Genomic DNA, 21,760 nt, shown 5'->3' on the forward strand with positions numbered 1-21,760 from the left:
GGCGAAATTTCTATAGATTTTAAAGAGCAAATAGGAAATAATTTATCGATAATACCACTTAGAAATAGCGTCCGTATAACGAGTGAAGGACTAAGATATGAGGTAAATGATATAGTGTTTGAGTTTGGCGGATCTCTTGGAGTTAGCAATATAATAGATAAAGAAATTGTTAAATTGAATATATTAGATGGAGAAGTAGCTGTAATTTTGTCAAGAGATAGGTAGATTGCATATATAACGGAAAAATCCCACTAGATTCCAATCTAGTGGGATTTTTAAATGCATAAAATAAAGGAGAGCTTTTACTCTCCTTCAATCCGTAAAACTTTAAACTAAGCTCTCGCTACTTTGCCAGAACGTAAGCATCTAGTGCAAACATTCATTCTTCTTGGCGTACCATCCACAACAACTCTAACCTTCTGTATGTTTGGAGTCCAAGTTCTTCTAATATGACGCTTAGAGAAAGTTACGATATTTCCAGACATTTTACCTTTACCGCATACTTCACAAACTTTAGACATTGTTGAAACACCTCCTTCTCTTAGCAATTCGCAAATTGCCCTCGTGAACATATCTATTTTAACATAGTGTGCAAGGCTTTTGCAATAAAAAAGTTGCAATTTAGTGTAAAATTGTTTATAGTATGAGATAAGGGTATAAAATAAGATGAAACTAGACTCTTTTCTAACTTAAAGGAGGCAAATCGTATGAATACGACGTTGACAAATGAGTATGGGAATATAGTAATAGAAGAAAATGCTATTTCTTTTATAGCTGCAAATGCAGCAATGACTTGCTACGGATTGGTAGGAATGTCATCTAAAAGTGCAACAGATGGTTTTTTTGAATTATTAAAATTAGAAAATCAAACTAAAGGTGTTAAAGTGAAAATCGAAGAGGATAAATTATTTATTGATCTTTATGTGGTTATTCAATTTGGTACTAAAATTTCTGTTGTAGCTAACAATATAATTGATACAGTTAAATATAATGTAGAGAACTTCACTGGAATAGAAGTGGAAAAAGTAGCCGTACACGTACAGGATGTTCGCGTACAGAAGGATGCTTAGGGAGGTTTATTTTTTATGATAAATTATATAGACGGTGACTTATTAAAAAGAGCGTTGGTAGTCGCTGCAAAAACATTAGAAGAAAACAAAGAGGTTGTCAATGCTTTGAACGTCTTCCCGGTACCTGATGGAGACACAGGAACTAATATGGCTAGAACATTCAATGCGGCTGTAGATTCAGTTATCAGTGAGCAATCAAATGAGGTTGGAATTATAGCAGCTTCTCTTGCAAATGGAGCTTTAATGGGAGCGAGAGGTAATTCAGGCGTAATATTATCTCAGATATTTAGAGGTTTTGCAAAGGGATTGAAAGATTGTGAAACTATGGGTGTAAAAGAAGTGGCGATAGCTTGTGATATGGCAAGAGAAACTTCTTATAAAGCAGTTATGAAGCCTGTAGAGGGAACAGTATTGACAGTAACTCGAATGATAGCAGAAAAAGCGATGCGTTTAAAGGATGAAGACATTGAATTGGTTGATTTTTTAAGAGCTTTGCTTGAAGCTGGCGAAGATTCACTTATAAAAACTACAGATATGCTAGAACAATTGAGAACAGCTAATGTAGTGGATGCTGGTGGTAAAGGCTTGATGCTAATCTTAAAAGGTGCTTTTAACACGATTATTGGAAAAGAAACTGTTGAACTTGAGGAGATTAAGCCTGCTGGTTCAGTAACTTTAAACAAAGAATCTGCAAATGGTGATTTGAAATATAGATATTGTACAGGTTTTATGATTAAAAACAAAAAAGACAATGCTGATGTATTTAGAAGACTTATAGAGTCATTTGGAGATTCTATAGTTGTTGCTGAAACTGATGATGTGATTAAAGTTCATATACATTCTAATCATCCAGGCGAAATTCTGGAAAAAGCACTTAAATTTGGAGAAGAATTAATAGACATAAATATTGATAATATGCGATATCAACATGAAACTAATCATTCAGATGGAGAGAGAGATCAAGATGAAGTTGTTGTTGATAAGAAGTATAGCATAATTGCTGTCAGCTCTGGAGAAGGTATTTCAAAAGTATTTAAGGATATGGGGGCCGAAGCTATCATATCCGGAGGACAAACTATGAATCCTAGTACTGAAGATATAGTTAAAGCTATAGAGTCAGTTAGAGGTGAAAATGTTATAATACTTCCGAATAATAAAAATATCATAATGTCAGCAGAACAGTCGAAGGAATTGACTGAGAGAAATGTTTATGTAGTACCAAGTAAAACAATACCGCAAGGTGTTGCGTCTATGGTTGCATTTCAAGAGGACTTAGAGGCACAAGAAAATGTAGATTCTATGATTGAAGTGCTTAGTGAAGTGAAAACAGGACAGTTGACTTATGCGGTTCGAGAAACTGAAATAAATGATTTGTCAATCAAGGAAAATGATATAATGGGAATCAGCGATGGTGAAATCGTTAGAGTTGGTGAAGACTTGAGAGAGACAACACTAGAGTTAATTGATTACATGGCGGATGATTTCACTGATATCATAACTGTTTTTTATGGTGAAGATGTTGAAAGAGAATCGGCGGAAGAGTTGATAGAAGAAATTGAGAAACGCTATGAGGATATCGATATTGAATTAATCGAAGGCGGTCAATCTGTCTACTATTATTTGATTTCTGTAGAGTAGAGATTAGGGATGGTCAATTTATTTGACCATCTTTTTTAAAGGGTGAGAAATATGAGTTTGCTATATAGTTCAGTAGATCAATTAAAGGGAATAGGCGATAAAAAAAAGAAACTTTTAAAAAAGATTAACATAGAAACATTAGAAGACATGGCTACATATCTGCCTAGAGAGTATATTGATCGCAGGAAAAAAAATAAAATAATAGAAGTAATTGATGGTCAAAATGCAAATTTTGAAGTGGAAGTTATCAGATTGCCAGAAATACGACGTCCTAGGCGAAAGATGAGCATAATGAAGTTAGCAGTTAAGGACGATAGCGGAGTTATGTTTTTGACTTGGTTTAATCAAGATTATTTGAAGTCGAAATTCGAAATTGGTGATAAATTACGTGTATCTGGAAAAGTTAAGAGAGCATATGGAAGAGTTGAATTGCAGCAAGTAGTATTCGAACATTGCGATGAGGAAGAGCGAAATACAGGAAAAATAGTTCCGAGATATAGATTGACTAAAGGAATAAAGAACACAGATATGATTAATTGGAATCAAACGATATTTGAAAGATATTCGTTGGAATTTCAGTCGATTATACCTAAAAATATAAGAGATAAGTATAAATTAACTTCTTATCCTAATGCGCTTAAAGAACTTCATTTCCCAAGAGGAAGAGACGAGTATAAATTGGCAAGGAAGACATTGATATTTGAAGAACTTTTTGGAATAGAAATGGGACTTAAAATTATAAAAAATCAAAACAGAAAATTGGGAATACGATTTAAAGATAGTGTTGATATGGATGTTTATAAAAAAGCGTTGGGTTTTGAGCTTACTGATGCACAAAATCGGGTATGGGATGAAATAAAAACTGATATGGAATCTTCGTATACCATGAATCGATTGGTTCAAGGAGATGTAGGTTCTGGAAAAACGGCTATAGCTTTTTTAGCAATAGTAAAAGCTATATTAAATGGTTATCAAGTGGCTATGATGGCACCAACTGAAATTTTAGCGCGTCAACATTATGAGAAAATGCAAAAGTATTTGGAAGATTCATATCAAGTAGGTTTATTAGTTGGGTCAATGACAAGTAAAGAAAAAAGAAATTTAAATGAGAAACTTTTAGATGGCGATATAAAGATAGTGATAGGAACACATGCGTTACTTGAAGATTATGTGAAGTTTAGTAATCTAGGATTGGTTATTACTGATGAACAGCATCGTTTTGGTGTTAGACAGAGAGCTATGTTATCATCAAAAGCAGGGGATATTGATGTTCTTGTTATGACTGCAACACCTATACCTAGAACTCTTACACTAGTGCTGTATGGTGATTTGGAACTATCTGTAATTGATGAGCTTCCTCCAGGAAGACAAAAAATCAAAACATATACTATAAATTCTAAAAAAAGAAAAGATGCATATGGCTTTATTGAGAAAGAAATAGAACTTGGTAGACAAGCATACATAGTATGCCCTTTAGTTGAGGAATCAGAAGTTATAGAGGCACAATCTGCATCAGAGATATACAATGATGTAAAAAGGTATTTTATTGGAAGAAATATTGGATTGCTTCACGGGAAAATGAAGAAGGATGAGAAAAATCATATTATGAGTGAATTTTCTAATGGGAATATAGATATTATAGTATCGACTACTGTTATTGAAGTTGGGGTCGATGTGCCAAATGCGACTATAATGATGATTGAAAATGCAGAAAGATTTGGCTTAGCTCAGTTGCATCAATTGAGAGGTCGAATAGGTAGGGGTAAACATAAATCATATTGTATTCTTGTAAATGGGTCAGAGTCAGAAGAATCTGCTAAGCGTATGCAAATTATGGTTGATTCATCAAATGGATTTGAAATAGCAGAAAAAGATTTGGAAATTCGTGGTCCTGGACAGATAATAGGTACTAGGCAACATGGTTTGCCTGAATTTAAGATTGCAAATCTATGTAGGGACCAAAAAATAATGAAATGTGTTAAAGATGAAGTAGAAAATCTTTTAGATGGAAAAGTTGAGTTAAATAAAGACGAGGAAAGTATTATTTTGAAAAAAGTGAAGCATATGTTTGGCGAAAATTGTAGCAAAATAATACTTAATTGATGTCTTTGTTAGCATTTTGATTATTATTGAGTAGAGATGAGGAGTAGATATATGAGAGTCATATCAGGAATATGTGGTGGGAGAAAATTAAAAGCTCCAAAGGGGTTAAAGACCAGACCAACAACAGATAAAATAAAGCAGGCTATTTTCAACAAGTTACAACTTGATGAAATTGGTGAGGTTTTAGATTTGTTTGCAGGAAGTGGCGGAATGGGAATTGAATTTTTGAGCCGTGGAGCGGAAAAAGTTGTTTTTGTAGATGGAGATTTCAATAGTATAAAAATCATTAAAGAAAATTTAAGTGATATCGGTTTGGAAGAAAATGCAGAGGTTTATAAAAATGATGTATTTAGAGCTATATCTATTTTGGGTCAAAAAAGAAGAAAATTTGATTATATATTTTTAGATCCTCCATATGAAAATGGATTTGTGCCAAAAGCACTTGAAATGATTTATGAAAAAAACTTATTAAAGGATAGTGGGATGATTATTGCTGAACACGAGAAGTTTTTGGACCTAACTGAAATGGAATTGTCATTTGAAATAGAGACGGTAAAGAAATACGGTGATACAATTATAACATTTTTGAAAAATAAGGAGGATTAGGAATGGTAGTAGTATACCCAGGAAGTTTTGATCCAGTTACATATGGACACTTGGATATTATAAAAAGATGTAGCAGAAAGTTTGAAAAGGTAATAGTAGTTGTAATGAACAACTCATCTAAGAAATATCTATTTAGTTTAGAGGAAAGGCAAAATATGATTAGAGAATGTTTGAAGGACTATGATAACATAGAGGTAGATCATTCTTCGGGATTGCTAGTGGACTATTTGCATGATAGAAATGTTAACGTGTTAGTAAAAGGTCTCAGAGCTTTATCGGATTTTGAATTTGAATTTCAGATGGCACTTATGAATAATTGCTTAGATTCTGATATTGAGACGTTTTTTCTGATGACGAGTAATAGATATTCTTTTGTAAGCTCTAGTATGGTTAAGGAAATTGCTAAATATGAAGGTGATATTTCAAATTTGGTACCTGACAATATACGAGATTATGTAATGAACAGAATAGAAAAAGTTTAAATTAAAATAAAAAAATATTTTTGATATTTTAATTAATTGTAAGGTTAAAACTTAAGAATAAAAAAATAATATAAGAAAGCTACCCTAAATTTAGGGTAGCTTTCTTATATTATTTTTTTATGATAAATGATTGTGTAAATTCTATAGAGGTATTTGAGTTTTCAGAATTAGATAGTCCGAGATAATATAAATCACTTGCAATTTTATCTAAAGACAAAGACTCATGATATGGAGCTTCGGTATGAGTGATTGATGATGCAAATTTAGATATTATAGGAAGTTTTGATTTTTGTTTCATGTAGGATAAAAGTTCTAAACCTTTGGAATTTGTTGCTAATGGTCTTATATAGCTTGGACCAAAGTCAAATATGCTATCGTGTTTTTCTTTTGACAAATGCAAAAGAGAATGCAGTAAAAAACGTTGTATACGAGTATATGTATATCTTTTTGTCTTTACATTTTCTACAAGAGCGGATGTACTAGTTAAGTTTTGAGCAAATTTATACAATCTTTTATCCAAGCCTATTTCGAAATTTGGTAAATTTTTAAAAAAATCATGATTAAGCAAAATGTTGTACAAAACTATCTGGCTATAGTTATTTAAATCATTAAACTTACCAAATTTTTTATAAAATTGCTTAATAATTTCATAAGAAGTACTTGGAATAAGACTTAGTGAAGATTCGAGTCCATTATTTTTTATGGTGTTTCTTATAGCTGTAGCGCTTACTATAGAATGTTCAGTGGATGTGTCATTATAATCAGCACCTTTTCGTTCTAGTGTAAGAGGCTTGATATTTAAGTTGTATTTGAGTATACCTTTTAAATATTCTATACCGAGTATATTATTTGAGCTATTTAAAATATCGGCCCATTGAGTAGAGTTGCTTATATCTAATAGCGCTTTGCTTCTAGCAACAGGAAAAGACAAGCCTTGTTTAAGATAATATTTCAATTGATTAGAAAAGTCATTTGATGGATATACTAGCAGTTCAGCTATTTGCTGCAAGTCATCTAATGAACCTAGTTCACTTCCAAAACAAAAATTATCAACTATATTCAGAGAATCTAACAACCGAACAGCTCCAGAAGCAAAATATTCGGCACTTTGACAAGCAAATATTGTGGGAAGTTCTAAAACTAAATCAACACCTTGTTCTACTGCCATTTCTGCTCTATGCCATTTATCGACTAATGCTGGTTCTCCGCGCTGTACAAATTGACCGCTCATTACCGCTATAGTATGTGTAGCATTTCCAATTTCTTTACTTTTTTGCAAGTGTAATTTATGCCCAAAATGAAACGGGTTGTATTCTGTTATTAATCCTGTAACAATCATAAAATCTCCTCTAATTTCTTATTTAAATATAGTATTATTATAACAAAAAAATAGATAAATATAAAAAACAAAAGAAATTTTATTTAATGAAACCGATACCGCTATTGATTTTTTGCGCTAAATATAATAATATAGATATGTTATAGTCTATGAAAAAATATTAGACTATGTGATTAATCGCAGAGATTCTAGGAGGGAAAACATGAAAGTATTCGTAATTAACTGTGGTAGTTCTTCATTAAAGTATCAATTAATTGACATGTCAAATGAAGAGGTACTAGCAAAGGGCTTAGCAGAGAGAATTGGTATTGAGGGAGCAAGAGTAACTCATACTACAACAGGAAAAGAAAAAGTAGTTGTTGAAAAACCAATGGAAGATCACAAAGCAGCTATTGAAGTTGTTTTATCATGCATGTTAGATGCAGAAAATGGTGCAATTAAATCAATGGATGAGATAAATGCAGTTGGACACCGTGTAGTTCATGGTGGAGAAAAATTTGCTGATTCAGTATTGATTAACGACGAAGTTATGGCAGCTATTGAAGATTGTGTTGATTTAGCTCCATTACACAATCCAGCTAATATAATTGGTATCAAAGCTTGTCAAGAATTAATGCCATCAACACCAATGAGCGCAGTATTTGACACAGCATTCCATCAAACAATGCCACAAAGTGCATATATGTATGCATTACCATATGAGTATTACGAAAAGTATGGTGTTAGACGTTACGGAATGCACGGAACTTCTCATAGGTATGTTTCAGCAAAAGCGGCAGAAATGTTAGGTAAAGACTTAAAAGATATCAAACTTATAACTTGTCACTTAGGAAATGGTGCATCATTATCAGCAGTAGATCATGGTAAATCGGTAGATACTTCTATGGGATTCACTCCATTAGAGGGATTAATCATGGGAACTCGTTGTGGAGATGTTGACCCTGCAGTAATTACTTATGTAATGGATAAAGAGGGATTGGATATCGCTGGAATCAACAACGTGATGAATAAAAAATCTGGTGTTTTAGGATTATCAGGAATTAGTAGTGACTTCAGAGATATTGAAGAAGCTGCAGAAAAAGGAAATGACAGAGCTGCACTTGCGCTAGATGCATTCTACTATAGAGTTAAAAAATATATTGGAGCATATGCAGCTGCAATGGGCGGAGTTGATGCTATATTATTTACAGCAGGACTTGGCGAAAACTCTATTAGTGCTAGAGAAGAAATCTGTAAAGGTTTAGAGTTCTTAGGTGCAGAATTAGATGCAGAAGCAAATAACGTAAGAGGAAAAGATACTGTAATTAGTAAATCAGATTCAAAAGTTAAACTTTTAGTAGTTCCAACTAACGAAGAACTTATGATTGCTAAAGACACACTTGCTTTACTGTAAAAATATTTACTTGACAAAGTGAGTAACAATGTCTATAATACAGTAGTGACGGTATTCTAGGAGTGATAAAAATGACAATTGATATCAAGGACTTTTTGGAGGCGCAGGAATTAGCGCGACCAATATCTGAATTAGTAGAAATAAATGAGTTGAAGATAGGTGGAAAGATGCTGAAAATTGACCCAATTGAAGTATCAGGAGAACTTTATTTAGTAGATGAAGAGGTCTATTTGAACTTGGATTTTGAGTATACTTATACAGATGTATGTGATCGTTGCTTAGGAGAATTTGAGCAAAAAAATCATGCAAAGTGGTCTACTAGAGTACTGACCGAAGAATCGGAAGAGACAGGTGATGAGCTAGAGCAATTCATACTGCTTGCGGATGATTTTTTACTTGATTTGGAAACACAAGTCGAAGAAGCGATCGTTTTTTCCATGCCAATGAAGGCGATTTGTAAGTCGTCTTGTAAGGGGATTTGTCCGACTTGTGGTAAAAATCTAAATGAAGGACCTTGCTCTTGTGATAAAGAACAAGTGGATGAAAGATTTGCAAAATTGAAGGAACTATTTGAATAAGGAGGTGTTTTGGATGGCAGTACCAAAGCGTAAAACTTCTAAAGCTAGAAGAGATAAGAGAAGATCAGCTAACTCTAAATTGAGCATGCCTAACGTAGTAGAGTGCCCACAATGTCATGAAATGAAATTGGCGCACAGAGTATGCGGAGAATGTGGTTACTACGGCGAAAAAGAAGTTGTAAAAGTTGACTAGTAATAGATGAAAGATAGTAATGAAAATTACTATCTTTTATTTTATATTAAAAATATTATGGTAATAAAAATCAATTTATATTTGCAGTCTTAGGGTTCCTGCTGATATAATGAAATGAAGGTGTTTTTTACCATCAAAGATATAAAAGACCGAGGTGAATAGAATGAAAATAGCGGTTGATGTTATGGGTGGAGATCACGGGGTCTCAATAAACGTGAAGGCATGTGTAGATGCTATAAAGGAATACAATGTTACATTAGTATTAGTTGGAAGAGAAGAAGAAATTCGTGAGGAATTGAAAAATTATACTTATGAAGAAAAATATATAGAGATTGTTCATGCGCCAGATGTTATTTCAAATGATGAAAAGGCAGGAATGTCTATAAGAAAAAAGAAAGATTCTTCGATGGTTAAAGCTCTTTATCTTGTTAAGAATGGAGAAGCAGATGCTGTAATTTCTTCTGGAAGTACAGGAGCATTACTAAGTGGAGCAACTATAATTGTAGGAAGAATAAAAGGTATAAAGAGGCCGGCTTTAGCTCCAGTTATACCAACTCAAAAAAAAGGAGCTGTACTAATAGATGCTGGAGCAAATGTAGATTCTAAACCAATATATTTGCAGCAATTTGCAATTATGGGTTCTATTTATGCTGATAAGGTTCTAAACTATTCAAATCCAAAAGTTGGAATTGCAAATATAGGAGAAGAGCCTGGAAAAGGAAATGCTTTAGTTAAAGAAGCATACGGATTAGTAGAGAATGCACCAGTTAATTTTAGTGGTAATTTGGAGATGAGAGATGTATTTGATGGGGACGTTGATGTAATAGTTTGCGATGGCTTTGTTGGAAATACTATTTTAAAGGTTGGAGAAGGTTTAGCGAAAACAATCTTTAAAATATTGAAACATGAAATATATTCTTCAAGCAAGGCAAAATTAGGTGCGCTTCTTTTAAAAAGCAATTTGAAAAATATGAAAGCTCAATTGGATTACACAGAGTATGGTGGAGCACCATTTTTGGGAGTTAATGGATGTGTTATAAAGGCACACGGGAGTTCAGATTCTAATGCAATAAAAAACGCTATTAGACAGGCTAAACAATATTTAGATAATAATGTGACAGAAGCAATTAGTAATCAAATAAAAGCTATGGAGCAAAAGGAGGAAGTTTAGATATGGAACAAAAAATTATAGAAATAGTTGCGGATCAATTTGATAAAGAGTTTGAAGAATTAAGTCTAACAACTGATTTTAGAAAAGATTTGGATGCGGATTCTTTAGATGTAGTTCAAATCATAATGGAGATTGAAACAGAATTTGAAGTAGAAGTTGAGGAAACTCAAGTAGAGAAATTGACGGATATAAAGAGTGTAGTAGAATATATTAAAACATTGAAATAAAAATGGATGATATTGTAGATGCTTTAAAAAGATTGAAGCATTTACAATATCATCGATCTTGGAGGTGTACACATGTACCAATTGTCAGAAGAAAGATTAGAGCATTTAAAAGGATTAGAAAACAAGATCATGTATTGCTTTAATGAAAAAAGTGTTTTAAACACAGCATTTATGCATAGCTCATATGTTAATGAACAAAAGGATACAAAAATACAATCTAATGAGAGATTAGAATTTTTAGGAGATTCTGTACTAAGTCTTGTTATAAGTGATTATTTATTTAATAAATTTCACGATTTGCCTGAGGGAGAATTAACTAAATTGAGGGCTATTATAGTTTGTGAAGCATCGCTAGCATCGGTATCTAGGAGAATTAATTTAGGGGAATATTTGCTTTTAGGTAAAGGTGAAGAGTTTACTGGAGGTAGAGAAAGAACATCGATACTGGCTGATTTATTTGAAGCCTTACTTGCTGCGATTTATAGTGATGGTGGATTTCAAAATGCTAAAGAGTTTGCACTTGCGAACTTGACCTATGTAATAAATGATGCTTTAGAAGGAAAACTTTTTTGGGACTATAAAACACATTTACAAGAAGAACTTCAAAAAAATAGTATAGCTGAAATAGGATACAAGGTAGTTTCTTCAAAAGGACCAGATCACAATAAAACATTCGTAGTTGAAGTTTCAAATTTAGGCAAATTGTTAGGCGTAGGACAAGGTAAGAGCAAAAAAGATGCAGAGCAAGAAGCAGCTAAAAATGCACTTGTGGAGTTAGATAATAAAAATGAGTAAAAAGACGAAGATAATACCTATTTTTGTGCCACATCTGGGCTGTCCGAATGACTGTATATTTTGTAATCAGAAGAAGATAACGAATGTTAGTACTAGTATGACACCAGAAAAAGCGAAGGATATAATAGAAGAACATTTAGAAACATTAGATTCGAATAAGTATTCTATAGAAATTTCATTTTTCGGTGGAACTTTTACGGGAATTGATAAGGTAGATCAAAAGTTATTATTAAGGGTAGCTCTTGACTATAAAGAAAGTGGCAGAGTAGAAAAAATAAGATTATCAACTAGGCCTGATAGAGTAGATAGTAGCATTATAGATTTACTTAAAGCTTACAAAGTTGATATTGTAGAGTTAGGGGTACAGTCCCTTGATGATGAAGTTTTAAAAGCATCTAATCGTGGGCATAATGCCCGTGATGTTATAGGTGCAGTGGAAAGATTAAAAATAGCAGGTTTTGAAGTAGGCATACAAATTATGCCAGGACTATACAAAACGAATTATTTGAGTGATTTAAAAACACTCAATCAGGTGATTGATTTATCACCTGATTTTGTTCGTTTATATCCTACACTTGTTATAAAGGGAACTAGATTAAAAGAGCTGTATGAAAATGACGAGTATACTCCATTGTCTGTTGAAAAAGCTGTTGAATTTTGCAAAATAGCGTATATTTTATTTGAGTCAAGAGATATAAACATTATCAGAATGGGTCTACAGCCAACCGACGGAATATCTTGGGGAAATGATGTGGTTGCAGGGCCATTTCATCCGGCATTTAGGAGCTTGGTATTATCATCTCTATATGGGGATTATATAGAAAGTGTATTAGATGGAAACGAATATAAAAATGCTGAATTTAATGTTCCACAATCTTTGATATCATTTGTAGTTGGACAGAACAAAAGTAATGTAATTAGGTATAAAGAGTATATATGTGGATTTATGCGATTTGAGCCTAAAAGAAGTAATGAAGATTTTATAGAGTTAGTATTGGAAGATATGTATGGTGAAGTACAACGAAAAATACTAGATTTATCTAAATATTGTAAAAAAGTAGCAGAAAAATACAGAACCTTAGAGGGTGGCGTAGTTGAATTTAAAAAGATTAGAACTAAAAGGATTTAAATCCTTTGCAGATAAAACTAAAATAGATTTTGAAACAGGAATAACGGGAATAGTGGGTCCAAATGGAAGTGGAAAGAGTAATATATCTGATGCTATTAAATGGGTATTAGGTGAGCAAAGTGCGAAATCACTTCGCGGTAGTAAGATGGAAGATATAATATTTAATGGAACAGATAAGAGAAAACCACTTAATTATTCTGAAATTACTATGATTTTGGACAATAGTGATGGAAAATTTCCTTTAGAATACCGAGAAGTTATGGTTACTAGGCGAGTGTTTAGGTCTGGTGATAGTGAGTATTATTTAAACAAAACTGCATGCAGGCTTAAGGACATAAAAGAATTGTTTATGGATACCGGAATAGGTACAGATGGTTATTCTATAATTGGACAGGGCAAAATTGATGAAATACTAAGTACAAAACCTGAAGATCGAAGAAAATTGTTTGAAGAGGCTGCAGGTATAGTAAAGTACAAGAGTAGAAAAACCAATGCAGAGCGAAAATTAAATAGAACTGATGAGAATCTTTTGAGAGCTAGAGACATTATTTTTGAATTGGAAAAACAAGTAGAACCATTAGAAAAACAATCAATCAAAGCTGAAAAATATATCAAATATAAGGAACAGTTGAGAGATAAAGAATTATCACATTATAAGAAAAACTATATCAAAATAGAAAAAAATAAAGAAGAGATATTTGATAAATTAAACGATATAGAAAATATACGTAGAGAACTTCAAGAAAGAGAAAAAGAAAAGCATGAAATTTATGCAAATGATGATTTAGAAAAACAACAATTAGAGGTCGTTATAGAAGGCCTAAATGATCAAATAGCAGAAACAAAAGAGCAACTTCAAAAAAAAGAAGGTTTGATAGAGCTTATAAATGAGAAAATTGCAGTAGCCAATAGAGATTTGCAAAGATATAAAATTGAAAATGAAGATAGTGAAAAAAATAGTGAGGCAGATAAAGCAGATATATCCAACCTTGAAGTACAAATAGATTCATTTGAAGATGAGAAGAAACTATGTTATGAGGATATTTTAAGTAAAGAAGAGAAGCTAAAAGAAATAAAGGAAGATTTGGATTCAAAAACTACTCAAAAAAATGAAATGAGTACCCAGTATGTTAAATTTTTAAATGATTTAACGGCTATAGAAACTAGAGAAACTTCATATAGAAATTTTGAAGCTAATATACAATCGAGAATAGATGATTTAGAGAATAAGATGAAATCTGAAAAAGAGAATCAAAAACAATTAAGTGATGATTTCGATAAGATAGATGATGAATTCTCCATAGAAAAAAAGAACTTAGATGAAGTAGAAGAAAAGAGAGAACAAATAGTTTTTTCTAAAAACAAACTTGAGAATGAATTAATTAAAAAAAGTGATTCAATAAGAGAAACAGAACGAAAATTTGATTCGCTTAAGTCGAAATACAAAATACTTAATGAAATGAAAAATAGGCATGAAGGGTACTTTTTGAGTGTAAAAAAGACACTGGATTATTTAGATAATAATGAAAATTTAAAAGTAGGTTTTGAAGGTGTCGTTGCAGACCTTATTCAAGTGCCAGAAAAATATGAGACAGCAATAGAAATGTCTATCGGTGGTGCTCTCCAAAACTTAGTTACAGAGACTGAGAAATCAGCTAAAAGTATATTGGCTGAAATAAAAAAGAATAGACTTGGAAGAGTTACATTTATGCCACTTGATGCAATGAAAGGGAAAAAAGTTCAGTTAGAGGATAGACTTAAAAGAGCTAATGGATTTATGGGAATTGCCTCTGAATTAATTGATTATGATGATAAATACAAGAGTGTAATAGAATATATACTGGGACGAGTTATCGTTTTTGAAAAAATAGACGATGCTCTAAATTTTGCAAAACAAACTGGTTATAAGTTCAAACTAGTTACGCTTGAGGGAGATATTTTAAACCCTGGAGGGTCTATTACTGGTGGTAGTATAAATAACAAAAAACAAGCGGGTTTGCTTGGAAGAAATAGAGAACTTGATTTATTAAAAATTGACATAAAAAAAGCTAGAGACAGGTATGATTTACTAAGAGATGAATATCATTTGGCTGTAGAGCAACTTGAAGAACAGAAAATTATAGTTGATGATTTAAGTAAGTTAAAAAATGAAAAAGTACTTTTATTGCAGAAACTCGAAAATCATAAGAAACATATAGATGAGAAGTTAAAAGATCAGATTAACCGGATAAATCAGTTTTCAAGTGAACTCGGTGGAATTCATGATGAAAAAGATAATTCTTTGAGACAATTAGAATCTATGAAAAATGAGGCTGAAAGAATAAGAGTTCAAAAAGAAAAGATTGAAGAATCAATGACAGCTTTAGACATTCACATAGGCGAACTTTTAAAAAGTGAAAATTTATTGGAGCACGAAATTAGTGAGCTGAAGATTAGGGTAGCTTCATGTGCTGAAAAGGTAACTAGTAGAAAAAATGAATTAAATCAAATATACAGTAGAATAGAAAAGAGTAAATTACAAGAATTAGAGCGAGCAAAATTGATTCAAAAATGCGGGAACAATAGAAGTGAAAATGAGGAATTGCTAACAAAAATAAAATCTGAAAAAGAAGATCAAAGAAATAATTTAGATGCTCAAAATCAAAAGATAGTTGATGTAAAGAATATAAAAGATGATTTGAAAGATAAGTTAGCATTTATTGAAAAAGAAATTGAAAATATAAAATCAGAGTTAGAAAACAATCAGAACAAGAGACATAAGCTGCAAATAGAGCTTGAAAAGAAAGATTTAAAATTAAATGCTATGGAAGATAAGCTTTTTGAGGATTATGAAATCAGAATTGAAGATTTGAAAAAAATTGAACTGGAAGAATTTGATGATTTAAAATTAGATGATGAAGTGAAAAAACTCAAAAATAAAATAAAAGCATTAGGAAGCATAAACTTAGAATCGATAGAGAAGTATAAAGAAGTGAAGGAAAGGTATGATTTCCTCAAAGAGCAGGAACATGATTTGATAGAGGCAAAAAATTCACTTGAACAGGTTATTGAAGAAATGGAAGTTCAGATGAGAATTCAGTTTAAAGATAATCTAGAGGTTATACGAAAGAATTTTTCTGAGATTTTTTTACAATTATTTGGAGGAGGAAAAGCAGATATTGTAATTTCTGAGGAAGAAGACATATTGCTAAGTGGCATAGATATAATAGCACAGCCTCCAGGAAAGAAACTTCAAAGTATATTGTTGCTTTCAGGAGGAGAAAAAGCATTGACTGCAATAGCTTTGTTATTTGCTATATTGAAAATGAAGCCAAGTCCATTTTGTATACTTGACGAGATTGAGGCGGCATTAGATGATGCAAATGTATGTAGGTTTGCAGATTATTTGAATCATTATGCGGATCAAACACAATTTATAGTAATAACACATAGGAAGGGAACTATGGAAGCTGTTGATTCTTTATATGGTGTTACAATGGAAGAGAAAGGTGTAAGTAAAATAGTTTCTGTGAAATTGACAGAGGAGTCTATAAATCATTTTATACAATAATTAAAATAGGAGGAGAAAACTAAGTGGGGATTTTTTCGTGGTTTAAAAAGGGAAAAAAAAGAAAAGAAGAAGAAAATATAGAAGAGATAAATGTAGAAAAAACAAAAAGTGAAGATGATGTAGAAAACGAAGAGGAGCGTAAAGCCGAAGAAGAGCGTAAGGCTGAAGAAGCACGCGAAGCCGAGGAAAAGCGCAAGGCTGAGGAAGAGCGCAAGGCTGAAGAAGCACGCAAGGCCGAAGAAGAGCGCAAGGCTGAAGAAGAACGTAAGGCTGAAGAAGAACGTAAGGCTGAAGAAGAGCGTAGAGCTGAGGAAGAAAATAAACCTAAGAAAAAAATGGGATTTTTTGCGAAGCTTGTAAAAGGATTAGAGAAAACAAGAAAGAGCATAACATCACAAATTGATAATATACTTAGTGGTTATGGGAAAATTGATGAGGAGTTATTTGAGGAAATAGAAGAAATTTTGATAATGGCAGATGTTGGAGTACCTACAACTATGAGAATTATTGACGATTTGAGAGCTAAGGTTAAAGCGAGAAAGTTAACAGAAGCAACTGAAATTAGAGCAATTCTCAAAGAAGAAATTTCTGAAATATTAACTGAGTCAGAGTTAGGTAATAAGTTGAATTTAGAACCATCGCCAGCAATTATATTAGTGGTTGGTGTAAATGGTGTTGGAAAGACAACAACGATAGGAAAGGTAGCTGCTAGACTTAAGAATGAAGGGAAAAGTGTTTTACTTGCAGCAGGTGATACGTTTAGAGCAGCAGCAATTGAGCAATTAACAGAATGGGCAAATAGAGCAGAAGTAGATATAGTTGCCCATACGGAAGGTGCTGATCCAGCGGCTGTTATATTTGATGGTATTCAAGCTGCCAAGGCTAGAAAATCTGATGTTTTAATTTGTGATACAGCAGGTAGACTTCACAATAAGAAAAATTTGATGAATGAGCTTAATAAAATATTTAGAATAGTGGAAAGAGAGTATCCAAATGCAACTAGAGAAGTACTACTTGTAGTAGATGCGACTACGGGCCAAAATGCAGTAATACAAGCGAAAACGTTTAAAGAGGCATGCAATATATCTGGAATAGCTTTGACTAAACTTGATGGGACGGCTAAAGGTGGAGTTGTGCTAGCTGTACAGTCAGAATTATCTGTACCCGTAAAACTTGTTGGAGTAGGAGAGGGAATCGATGATTTGCAGGATTTCAATCCGAAAGATTTTGTAGATGCTATGTTTTCTTAAAAAATAGTGAAGATGTAAAGAAAAAGGCTTGACAAATTAGTAGAATTAATATAAAATCTATTGAGTCAAGTCAATTACTTTACAGTCGAGGCGATAAATTATGTATGAAAAATTCGTTGAAATAGCAATGTTATATGATTTCTATGGTAATCTTTTGAGTTCAAAGCAACAGAGAGTTATTGAACTATATTACTTAGAGGACTTATCGCTAAGTGAGATCGGTGAAAATTTACAGATCAGTAGACAAGCTGTTCATGATATGTTAAAGCGCTCTGAAAAAGGCCTTTATGAATATGAAACCAAACTAGGATTGATAGCTAAGTTTGAAGGAAATAAGAAACGAGCAGAACAGATTCTAGAATTGGCTAATAAGATTCATGTTGAAGGATTGGATTCGGGAATATATCATGAAACCTTAGAGCTGATTATTTCCCTAGCTAAGGGTATATTAGAGAATAATCAGGAGGATAAATAATGGTATTTGAGAATTTAGCAGAAAAGCTTCAAAATAGCTTGAATAAACTAAAAGGTAAAGGGAAGTTGACTGAGAAAGACGTTAGCGATGCAATGAGGGAAGTAAAACTTGCTTTGCTTGAGGCTGATGTTAACTTTAAGGTAGTTAAACAATTTATTAAAACAGTTAAAGAAAGATCAATAGGTTCAGAGGTTATGGAAAGTTTAACTCCTGGACAACAGGTTATAAAGATTGTTAATGAAGAACTAACAAAACTAATGGGAGAGACAGAGAGCAAGTTAGAGTTGTCTGGAAAACCGGCAGTTATAATGCTATGTGGTTTACAAGGAGCTGGTAAAACTACTGCTTCAGGTAAGCTTGCAAGTCTTTTGAAGAAAAAAGGAAAAAGACCGCTGTTAGTTGCGTGTGATGTTTATAGACCAGCTGCGATAAAACAATTGCAGGTAGTTGGTGAAAAAGTTGGAGTGCCTGTATTTTCAATGGGTGATAAAGAAAGCCCAGTAAAAATAGCAGCAGAAGGTATTGCTCAGGCAAAAGAAAACAATAATGATTTGGTTATTGTGGATACTGCTGGTCGATTGCATATAGATGATAATTTAATGGAAGAACTTGAAGAAATAAAAGCTTCGGTTAATCCATGTGAAATACTTCTGGTTGTAGATGCTATGACTGGTCAAGATGCCGTTTCGGTTGCTCAGACGTTTAATGATAGACTGTCTATAACCGGTACGATATTGTCGAAGCTAGATGGTGATGCACGTGGTGGTGCTGCACTTTCTATAAGGGAAGTTACAGGGAGCCCTATAAAATTTATTGGTGTTGGTGAGAAATTAGATGAGTCTGCTCTCGAAGTTTTTTATCCAGATAGAATGGCTTCTAGAATACTTGGTATGGGAGATATGCTAAGTCTTATAGAGAAAGCTCAGGCAAATTATGATGAGAAAAAGGCATTAGAACTAGAACAAAAGATAAAAGATCAGAGTTTTACATTTGATGATTTTCTAGATCAAATGCAACAAATGAAAAAAATGGGTTCGCTTACTGATATTATTGGAATGTTGCCAGGAGTAAACTCCAAGCAATTAAAGAATTTAAATGTTGATGATAAAGAGATTTCAAGAGTTGAGGCTATTATATTGTCAATGACAAAACAAGAACGAGCTAATCCAGAAATAATAGATGCTAGCAGAAGAAAGAGAATTGCACGAGGCAGTGGAATGAAGGTTCAAGATGTAAATAGATTACTTAAGCAATTTAAAGAGACAAAGAAGATGATGAAACAATTTGCTGGCATGGAAAAAATGATGAAGAAAAAAGGTAAAAAGGGTAAATTTGGATTAAATCCATTTAGATAAATAACAATAGTAAAGGAGGTGAAACAATATGGCAGTTAAAATCAGATTAAAAAGAATGGGTTCTAAAAAGAAACCTTTCTATAGAGTAGTTGTAGCTGACTCTAGAGCTCCTAGAGATGGTAAATTCATCGAAGAGATTGGATACTACAATCCAGTTTCAGAACCAAAAGTAGTTAAAATTGATGATGAAAAAGCTAAAAAATGGTTAGCTAACGGTGCAAAACCAACAGAAACAGTTAACAAGTTGTTCAAAGGCAACGGAATTACTGAGTAGGTTTTGATGTAAGTTCTACCACTATTGCTTTTGAGGAGTTGAATATGATGAAAGAATTAGTAGAAGTGATTGCAAAGTCTTTAGTAGACAATCCAGATGAAGTAGTTGTTAACGAAGTTCAAGGAACTAATACAACAATTATTGAGTTGAAAGTAGCTTCTGACGATATGGGAAAAGTCATTGGAAAACAAGGCAAAATAGCAAAAGCAATTAGAACTGTAGTTAAAGCAGCAGCGATTAAAGATAAAAAAAGAGTTGTTGTGGAAATTATATAGGGATTAGACTAATCTAGTCCCTTTTTTTGTAGTTATATTTTGATAAAGTACATAATGGTTGGAGTGATGATGATGAGAGAACTTGTTAAAATTGGTAGTATTTCAAGCGCAAAAGGGTTAAAAGGAGAATTTAAAGTATTTCCAGAGAATGACGAAATATTTTATTTAGAAATTGGTGATAAAATATTCATAGAGGGAGTATTTGAAGATCTTGTTATTGAAAAAATTTCGGAGTATAAGAATATGGTTACAATTAAACTCAAAAATTATAATCACATAGACCAAATAAAAAAACTAAAAAATCAAGGGATATTTATAGATAAGCAAGATTCAAAAGTAGAGGAAGAAGAAGGGCTATCTGCTAGAGAGGTAATTGGATTTGCAGTTATAAATAATAGTAATGATGAAAATTTAGGAGAAGTAATTAATAGTATAGGTTCTAGTTCGCAAGAAGTGTTGGTGGTAAATAAAGATGAAAAAGAATGGATGATACCATTTGTAGAAGCTTTTATTGAAGAAATTGATGAAGAAGAAAAGGTATTAAGAGTTAGCGTTATAGAGGGGATGATATAATAATGAAGATTGATATATTAACATTATTTCCCCGAATGTTTGATGGAGTATTACAGGAAAGTATAATAAAGAGAGCAATAGAGAAAGATTTGGTTGAAATAGAGGCAATTGATTTTAGAATATTTTCTGAAGATAAACACAATAGGGTTGATGATTATCCTTTTGGTGGAGGGGCAGGTATGGTTATAAAGCCAGAACCTATAGCTAGAGCACTGAAAAGTATAGAGGGGTATGAAGATGCTAGAGTGATATATATGAGTCCTAAAGGGAGTGTCTTGAACCAAAAAAAATCAAATGAACTAGCAGAGGATAATCACTTAATTATAATTTGTGGACATTACGAAGGGATAGATCAGAGATTTATTGATAATTATGTAGATGAAGAGATATCAATAGGTGATTACGTTCTTACTGGAGGTGAAATTCCTGCAATGGCTTTAGTTGATACAATTGTTAGACTATTGCCAGATGCGTTAGGAAAACAGGAATCGTATGAGGAAGATTCACATTACAAAGGATTGCTTGAATATCCACATTATACAAGACCTAGAGTGTTTGAGGGAGAAGAAGTACCAGAAGTGCTATTATCGGGTCATCATGCAAATGTTGATAAGTGGAGACATGAAAAATCTCTAGAAATAACGGCAAAGAATAGACCAGATATGATTGAAAAATATGATTTAACAAAAAACGATATTAAGTACTTGAAGGAAAAAGGCTATGGTATAAAAAAATAACTTGCAATATTTCTTTTTAAATGTTATAATTTTTGAGGTATTCATTCCGTGTGTTCCTCTGCCTGACGGGTAAGAACATCGAATCGAGAAGGAGGAAATATAAATGGATTTAATTAAAATGATTGAACAAGAGCAGTTAAGAGAGGTTATTGAATTTAATGTTGGAGATACAGTTCAAGTATACTACCACATCAAAGAAGGTAACAGAGAAAGAGTTCAGATGTTTGAAGGAACAGTAATCAAACGTCAAGGAACAGGAGCTAGAGAGACATTTACAGTAAGAAGAATTTCTTATGGCGTAGGTGTTGAAAGAGTATTCCCAGTTCATTCACCAAAAATCGAAAAGATGAAAGTAGTACGTGAAGGTAAAGTAAGAAGAGCTAGACTTCACTACTTACGTGAAAGAACAGGTAAGAGTGCTAGAGTTAAAGCTAAAACTAACTACTAAAGAGATGATGGGGCTGAAATCAGTCCCATTATTTTTTTAAAATGGATTTTACAATAAATTTGTGAAGGCAATAAGATGTCTTTAGATGTTTAATGTATT

Annotated in this window: 24 protein-coding genes; 22 read left to right on the forward strand and 2 right to left on the reverse strand. The window is 32.6% G+C overall.

The genetic code is table 11. The features are described from left to right. On the forward strand, nucleotides 1–225 hold a 225-nt coding region (locus tag N4A40_11475; GenBank protein ID MCT4662473.1), incomplete at its 5' end, for a hypothetical protein. A 107-nt stretch (nucleotides 226–332) separates the two neighbouring features. Here the strand turns inward: N4A40_11475 and rpmB are convergent. Continuing rightward, complete coding sequence (gene rpmB / locus N4A40_11480) at nucleotides 333–521, reverse strand: 50S ribosomal protein L28 (protein ID MCT4662474.1); 189 nt, start codon at nucleotides 519–521, stop codon at nucleotides 333–335. Between the two features lie 186 nt (nucleotides 522–707). Here rpmB and N4A40_11485 point away from each other — a divergent pair, with 186 nt between their 5' ends. Genes N4A40_11485 through coaD form a run of 5 tightly spaced genes read left to right on the forward strand, consistent with a single transcriptional unit; the run spans nucleotide 708 to nucleotide 5,899 of the window. Beyond that, nucleotides 708–1,070: an Asp23/Gls24 family envelope stress response protein gene (locus N4A40_11485; GenBank protein ID MCT4662475.1), complete on the forward strand. Its 363-nt coding sequence runs from the start codon at nucleotides 708–710 to the stop codon at nucleotides 1,068–1,070. A 15-nt stretch (nucleotides 1,071–1,085) separates the two neighbouring features. Continuing rightward, the gene (locus tag N4A40_11490) at nucleotides 1,086–2,708 is read left to right on the forward strand and encodes a DAK2 domain-containing protein (GenBank protein MCT4662476.1); all 1,623 of its coding nucleotides are present in this window, start codon (nucleotides 1,086–1,088) and stop codon (nucleotides 2,706–2,708) included. Between the two features lie 51 nt (nucleotides 2,709–2,759). Beyond that, on the forward strand, nucleotides 2,760–4,811 hold the full coding sequence (gene recG, locus N4A40_11495) for an ATP-dependent DNA helicase RecG (protein MCT4662477.1): 2,052 nt from the start codon (nucleotides 2,760–2,762) through the stop codon (nucleotides 4,809–4,811). A gap of 51 nt (nucleotides 4,812–4,862) precedes the next feature. Then, the gene (rsmD, locus tag N4A40_11500) at nucleotides 4,863–5,417 is read left to right on the forward strand and encodes a 16S rRNA (guanine(966)-N(2))-methyltransferase RsmD (protein MCT4662478.1); all 555 of its coding nucleotides are present in this window, start codon (nucleotides 4,863–4,865) and stop codon (nucleotides 5,415–5,417) included. 2 nt (nucleotides 5,418–5,419) lie between these two features. Next, nucleotides 5,420–5,899 (forward strand): pantetheine-phosphate adenylyltransferase, encoded by a 480-nt coding sequence (coaD, locus tag N4A40_11505; GenBank protein ID MCT4662479.1) that lies wholly within the window; start codon nucleotides 5,420–5,422, stop codon nucleotides 5,897–5,899. 109 nt (nucleotides 5,900–6,008) lie between these two features. On the opposite strand, the gene N4A40_11510 is transcribed toward coaD, so the two are convergent. Beyond that, on the reverse strand, nucleotides 6,009–7,238 hold the full coding sequence (locus tag N4A40_11510; GenBank protein ID MCT4662480.1) for a nucleotidyltransferase: 1,230 nt from the start codon (nucleotides 7,236–7,238) through the stop codon (nucleotides 6,009–6,011). 202 nt (nucleotides 7,239–7,440) lie between these two features. Here N4A40_11510 and N4A40_11515 point away from each other — a divergent pair, with 202 nt between their 5' ends. From N4A40_11515 to rplS, 16 genes are all read left to right on the forward strand, one after another. Beyond that, nucleotides 7,441–8,631: an acetate kinase gene (locus N4A40_11515; protein MCT4662481.1), complete on the forward strand. Its 1,191-nt coding sequence runs from the start codon at nucleotides 7,441–7,443 to the stop codon at nucleotides 8,629–8,631. A 71-nt stretch (nucleotides 8,632–8,702) separates the two neighbouring features. Beyond that, a complete protein-coding gene (locus tag N4A40_11520) occupies nucleotides 8,703–9,209 on the forward strand; it encodes a DUF177 domain-containing protein (protein ID MCT4662482.1) in 507 nt (168 codons plus the stop codon). Nucleotides 9,210–9,222: 13 nt separating this feature from the next. After that, nucleotides 9,223–9,402 carry a 50S ribosomal protein L32 gene (rpmF, locus tag N4A40_11525; protein MCT4662483.1) on the forward strand — a complete coding sequence of 60 codons (180 nt, stop codon included), beginning with the start codon at nucleotides 9,223–9,225 and terminating at the stop codon, nucleotides 9,400–9,402. Between the two features lie 163 nt (nucleotides 9,403–9,565). Then, complete coding sequence (gene plsX, locus N4A40_11530; protein ID MCT4662484.1) at nucleotides 9,566–10,573, forward strand: phosphate acyltransferase PlsX; 1,008 nt, start codon at nucleotides 9,566–9,568, stop codon at nucleotides 10,571–10,573. A 2-nt stretch (nucleotides 10,574–10,575) separates the two neighbouring features. Then, on the forward strand, nucleotides 10,576–10,800 hold the full coding sequence (locus N4A40_11535; GenBank protein ID MCT4662485.1) for an acyl carrier protein: 225 nt from the start codon (nucleotides 10,576–10,578) through the stop codon (nucleotides 10,798–10,800). 72 nt (nucleotides 10,801–10,872) lie between these two features. Next, nucleotides 10,873–11,595: a ribonuclease III gene (gene rnc, locus N4A40_11540; GenBank protein MCT4662486.1), complete on the forward strand. Its 723-nt coding sequence runs from the start codon at nucleotides 10,873–10,875 to the stop codon at nucleotides 11,593–11,595. Beyond that, nucleotides 11,588–12,724, forward strand: a complete 1,137-nt coding sequence (locus tag N4A40_11545; protein ID MCT4662487.1) for a radical SAM protein — start codon at nucleotides 11,588–11,590, stop codon at nucleotides 12,722–12,724. Before rnc ends, N4A40_11545 begins: the two co-directional genes overlap by 8 nt. After that, a complete protein-coding gene (smc, locus tag N4A40_11550) occupies nucleotides 12,690–16,274 on the forward strand; it encodes a chromosome segregation protein SMC (protein ID MCT4662488.1) in 3,585 nt (1,194 codons plus the stop codon). The genes N4A40_11545 and smc overlap by 35 nt, the downstream gene beginning before the upstream one ends. A 29-nt stretch (nucleotides 16,275–16,303) precedes the next feature. After that, on the forward strand, nucleotides 16,304–17,524 hold the full coding sequence (gene ftsY, locus N4A40_11555) for a signal recognition particle-docking protein FtsY (protein ID MCT4662489.1): 1,221 nt from the start codon (nucleotides 16,304–16,306) through the stop codon (nucleotides 17,522–17,524). Between the two features lie 100 nt (nucleotides 17,525–17,624). After that, nucleotides 17,625–17,999 (forward strand): YlxM family DNA-binding protein, encoded by a 375-nt coding sequence (locus tag N4A40_11560; protein MCT4662490.1) that lies wholly within the window; start codon nucleotides 17,625–17,627, stop codon nucleotides 17,997–17,999. After that, the gene (gene ffh, locus N4A40_11565; GenBank protein MCT4662491.1) at nucleotides 17,999–19,354 is read left to right on the forward strand and encodes a signal recognition particle protein; all 1,356 of its coding nucleotides are present in this window, start codon (nucleotides 17,999–18,001) and stop codon (nucleotides 19,352–19,354) included. Before N4A40_11560 ends, ffh begins: the two co-directional genes overlap by 1 nt. A gap of 28 nt (nucleotides 19,355–19,382) precedes the next feature. Continuing rightward, on the forward strand, nucleotides 19,383–19,628 hold the full coding sequence (rpsP, locus tag N4A40_11570) for a 30S ribosomal protein S16 (GenBank protein MCT4662492.1): 246 nt from the start codon (nucleotides 19,383–19,385) through the stop codon (nucleotides 19,626–19,628). 47 nt (nucleotides 19,629–19,675) lie between these two features. After that, nucleotides 19,676–19,903, forward strand: coding sequence for a KH domain-containing protein (locus tag N4A40_11575; GenBank protein ID MCT4662493.1), 228 nt, complete (start codon nucleotides 19,676–19,678; stop codon nucleotides 19,901–19,903). A 39-nt stretch (nucleotides 19,904–19,942) separates the two neighbouring features. After that, complete coding sequence (gene rimM / locus N4A40_11580) at nucleotides 19,943–20,476, forward strand: ribosome maturation factor RimM (protein ID MCT4662494.1); 534 nt, start codon at nucleotides 19,943–19,945, stop codon at nucleotides 20,474–20,476. Between the two features lie 2 nt (nucleotides 20,477–20,478). Then, a complete protein-coding gene (trmD, locus tag N4A40_11585) occupies nucleotides 20,479–21,213 on the forward strand; it encodes a tRNA (guanosine(37)-N1)-methyltransferase TrmD (GenBank protein MCT4662495.1) in 735 nt (244 codons plus the stop codon). Nucleotides 21,214–21,316: 103 nt separating this feature from the next. Continuing rightward, complete coding sequence (gene rplS, locus N4A40_11590) at nucleotides 21,317–21,661, forward strand: 50S ribosomal protein L19 (protein MCT4662496.1); 345 nt, start codon at nucleotides 21,317–21,319, stop codon at nucleotides 21,659–21,661. The last annotated feature ends 99 nt before the right edge of the window (nucleotides 21,662–21,760 follow it).

The organism is Tissierellales bacterium (assembly GCA_025210965.1).
Classification (GTDB): domain Bacteria; phylum Bacillota; class Clostridia; order Tissierellales; family JAOAQY01; genus JAOAQY01.

What these genes read in the sequence shown, in the direction of transcription:
- N4A40_11520 (MCT4662482.1), top strand. Translation starts at nt 8,703, where the DNA reads ATGACAATTGATATCAAGGACTTTTTGGAGGCGCAGGAATTAGCGCGA.
- ffh (MCT4662491.1), top strand. Translation starts at nt 17,999, where the DNA reads ATGGTATTTGAGAATTTAGCAGAAAAGCTTCAAAATAGCTTGAATAAA.
- N4A40_11545 (MCT4662487.1), top strand. Translation starts at nt 11,588, where the DNA reads ATGAGTAAAAAGACGAAGATAATACCTATTTTTGTGCCACATCTGGGC.
- plsX (MCT4662484.1), top strand. Translation starts at nt 9,566, where the DNA reads ATGAAAATAGCGGTTGATGTTATGGGTGGAGATCACGGGGTCTCAATA.
- coaD (MCT4662479.1), top strand. Translation starts at nt 5,420, where the DNA reads ATGGTAGTAGTATACCCAGGAAGTTTTGATCCAGTTACATATGGACAC.
- N4A40_11535 (MCT4662485.1), top strand. Translation starts at nt 10,576, where the DNA reads ATGGAACAAAAAATTATAGAAATAGTTGCGGATCAATTTGATAAAGAG.
- trmD (MCT4662495.1), top strand. Translation starts at nt 20,479, where the DNA reads ATGAAGATTGATATATTAACATTATTTCCCCGAATGTTTGATGGAGTA.
- rpmB (MCT4662474.1), bottom strand. Translation starts at nt 521, where the DNA reads ATGTCTAAAGTTTGTGAAGTATGCGGTAAAGGTAAAATGTCTGGAAAT.
- rsmD (MCT4662478.1), top strand. Translation starts at nt 4,863, where the DNA reads ATGAGAGTCATATCAGGAATATGTGGTGGGAGAAAATTAAAAGCTCCA.
- N4A40_11560 (MCT4662490.1), top strand. Translation starts at nt 17,625, where the DNA reads ATGTATGAAAAATTCGTTGAAATAGCAATGTTATATGATTTCTATGGT.
- rpsP (MCT4662492.1), top strand. Translation starts at nt 19,383, where the DNA reads ATGGCAGTTAAAATCAGATTAAAAAGAATGGGTTCTAAAAAGAAACCT.
- recG (MCT4662477.1), top strand. Translation starts at nt 2,760, where the DNA reads ATGAGTTTGCTATATAGTTCAGTAGATCAATTAAAGGGAATAGGCGAT.
- rpmF (MCT4662483.1), top strand. Translation starts at nt 9,223, where the DNA reads ATGGCAGTACCAAAGCGTAAAACTTCTAAAGCTAGAAGAGATAAGAGA.
- N4A40_11515 (MCT4662481.1), top strand. Translation starts at nt 7,441, where the DNA reads ATGAAAGTATTCGTAATTAACTGTGGTAGTTCTTCATTAAAGTATCAA.
- rnc (MCT4662486.1), top strand. Translation starts at nt 10,873, where the DNA reads ATGTACCAATTGTCAGAAGAAAGATTAGAGCATTTAAAAGGATTAGAA.
- N4A40_11485 (MCT4662475.1), top strand. Translation starts at nt 708, where the DNA reads ATGAATACGACGTTGACAAATGAGTATGGGAATATAGTAATAGAAGAA.
- N4A40_11510 (MCT4662480.1), bottom strand. Translation starts at nt 7,238, where the DNA reads ATGATTGTTACAGGATTAATAACAGAATACAACCCGTTTCATTTTGGG.
- rplS (MCT4662496.1), top strand. Translation starts at nt 21,317, where the DNA reads ATGGATTTAATTAAAATGATTGAACAAGAGCAGTTAAGAGAGGTTATT.
- N4A40_11575 (MCT4662493.1), top strand. Translation starts at nt 19,676, where the DNA reads ATGAAAGAATTAGTAGAAGTGATTGCAAAGTCTTTAGTAGACAATCCA.
- N4A40_11490 (MCT4662476.1), top strand. Translation starts at nt 1,086, where the DNA reads ATGATAAATTATATAGACGGTGACTTATTAAAAAGAGCGTTGGTAGTC.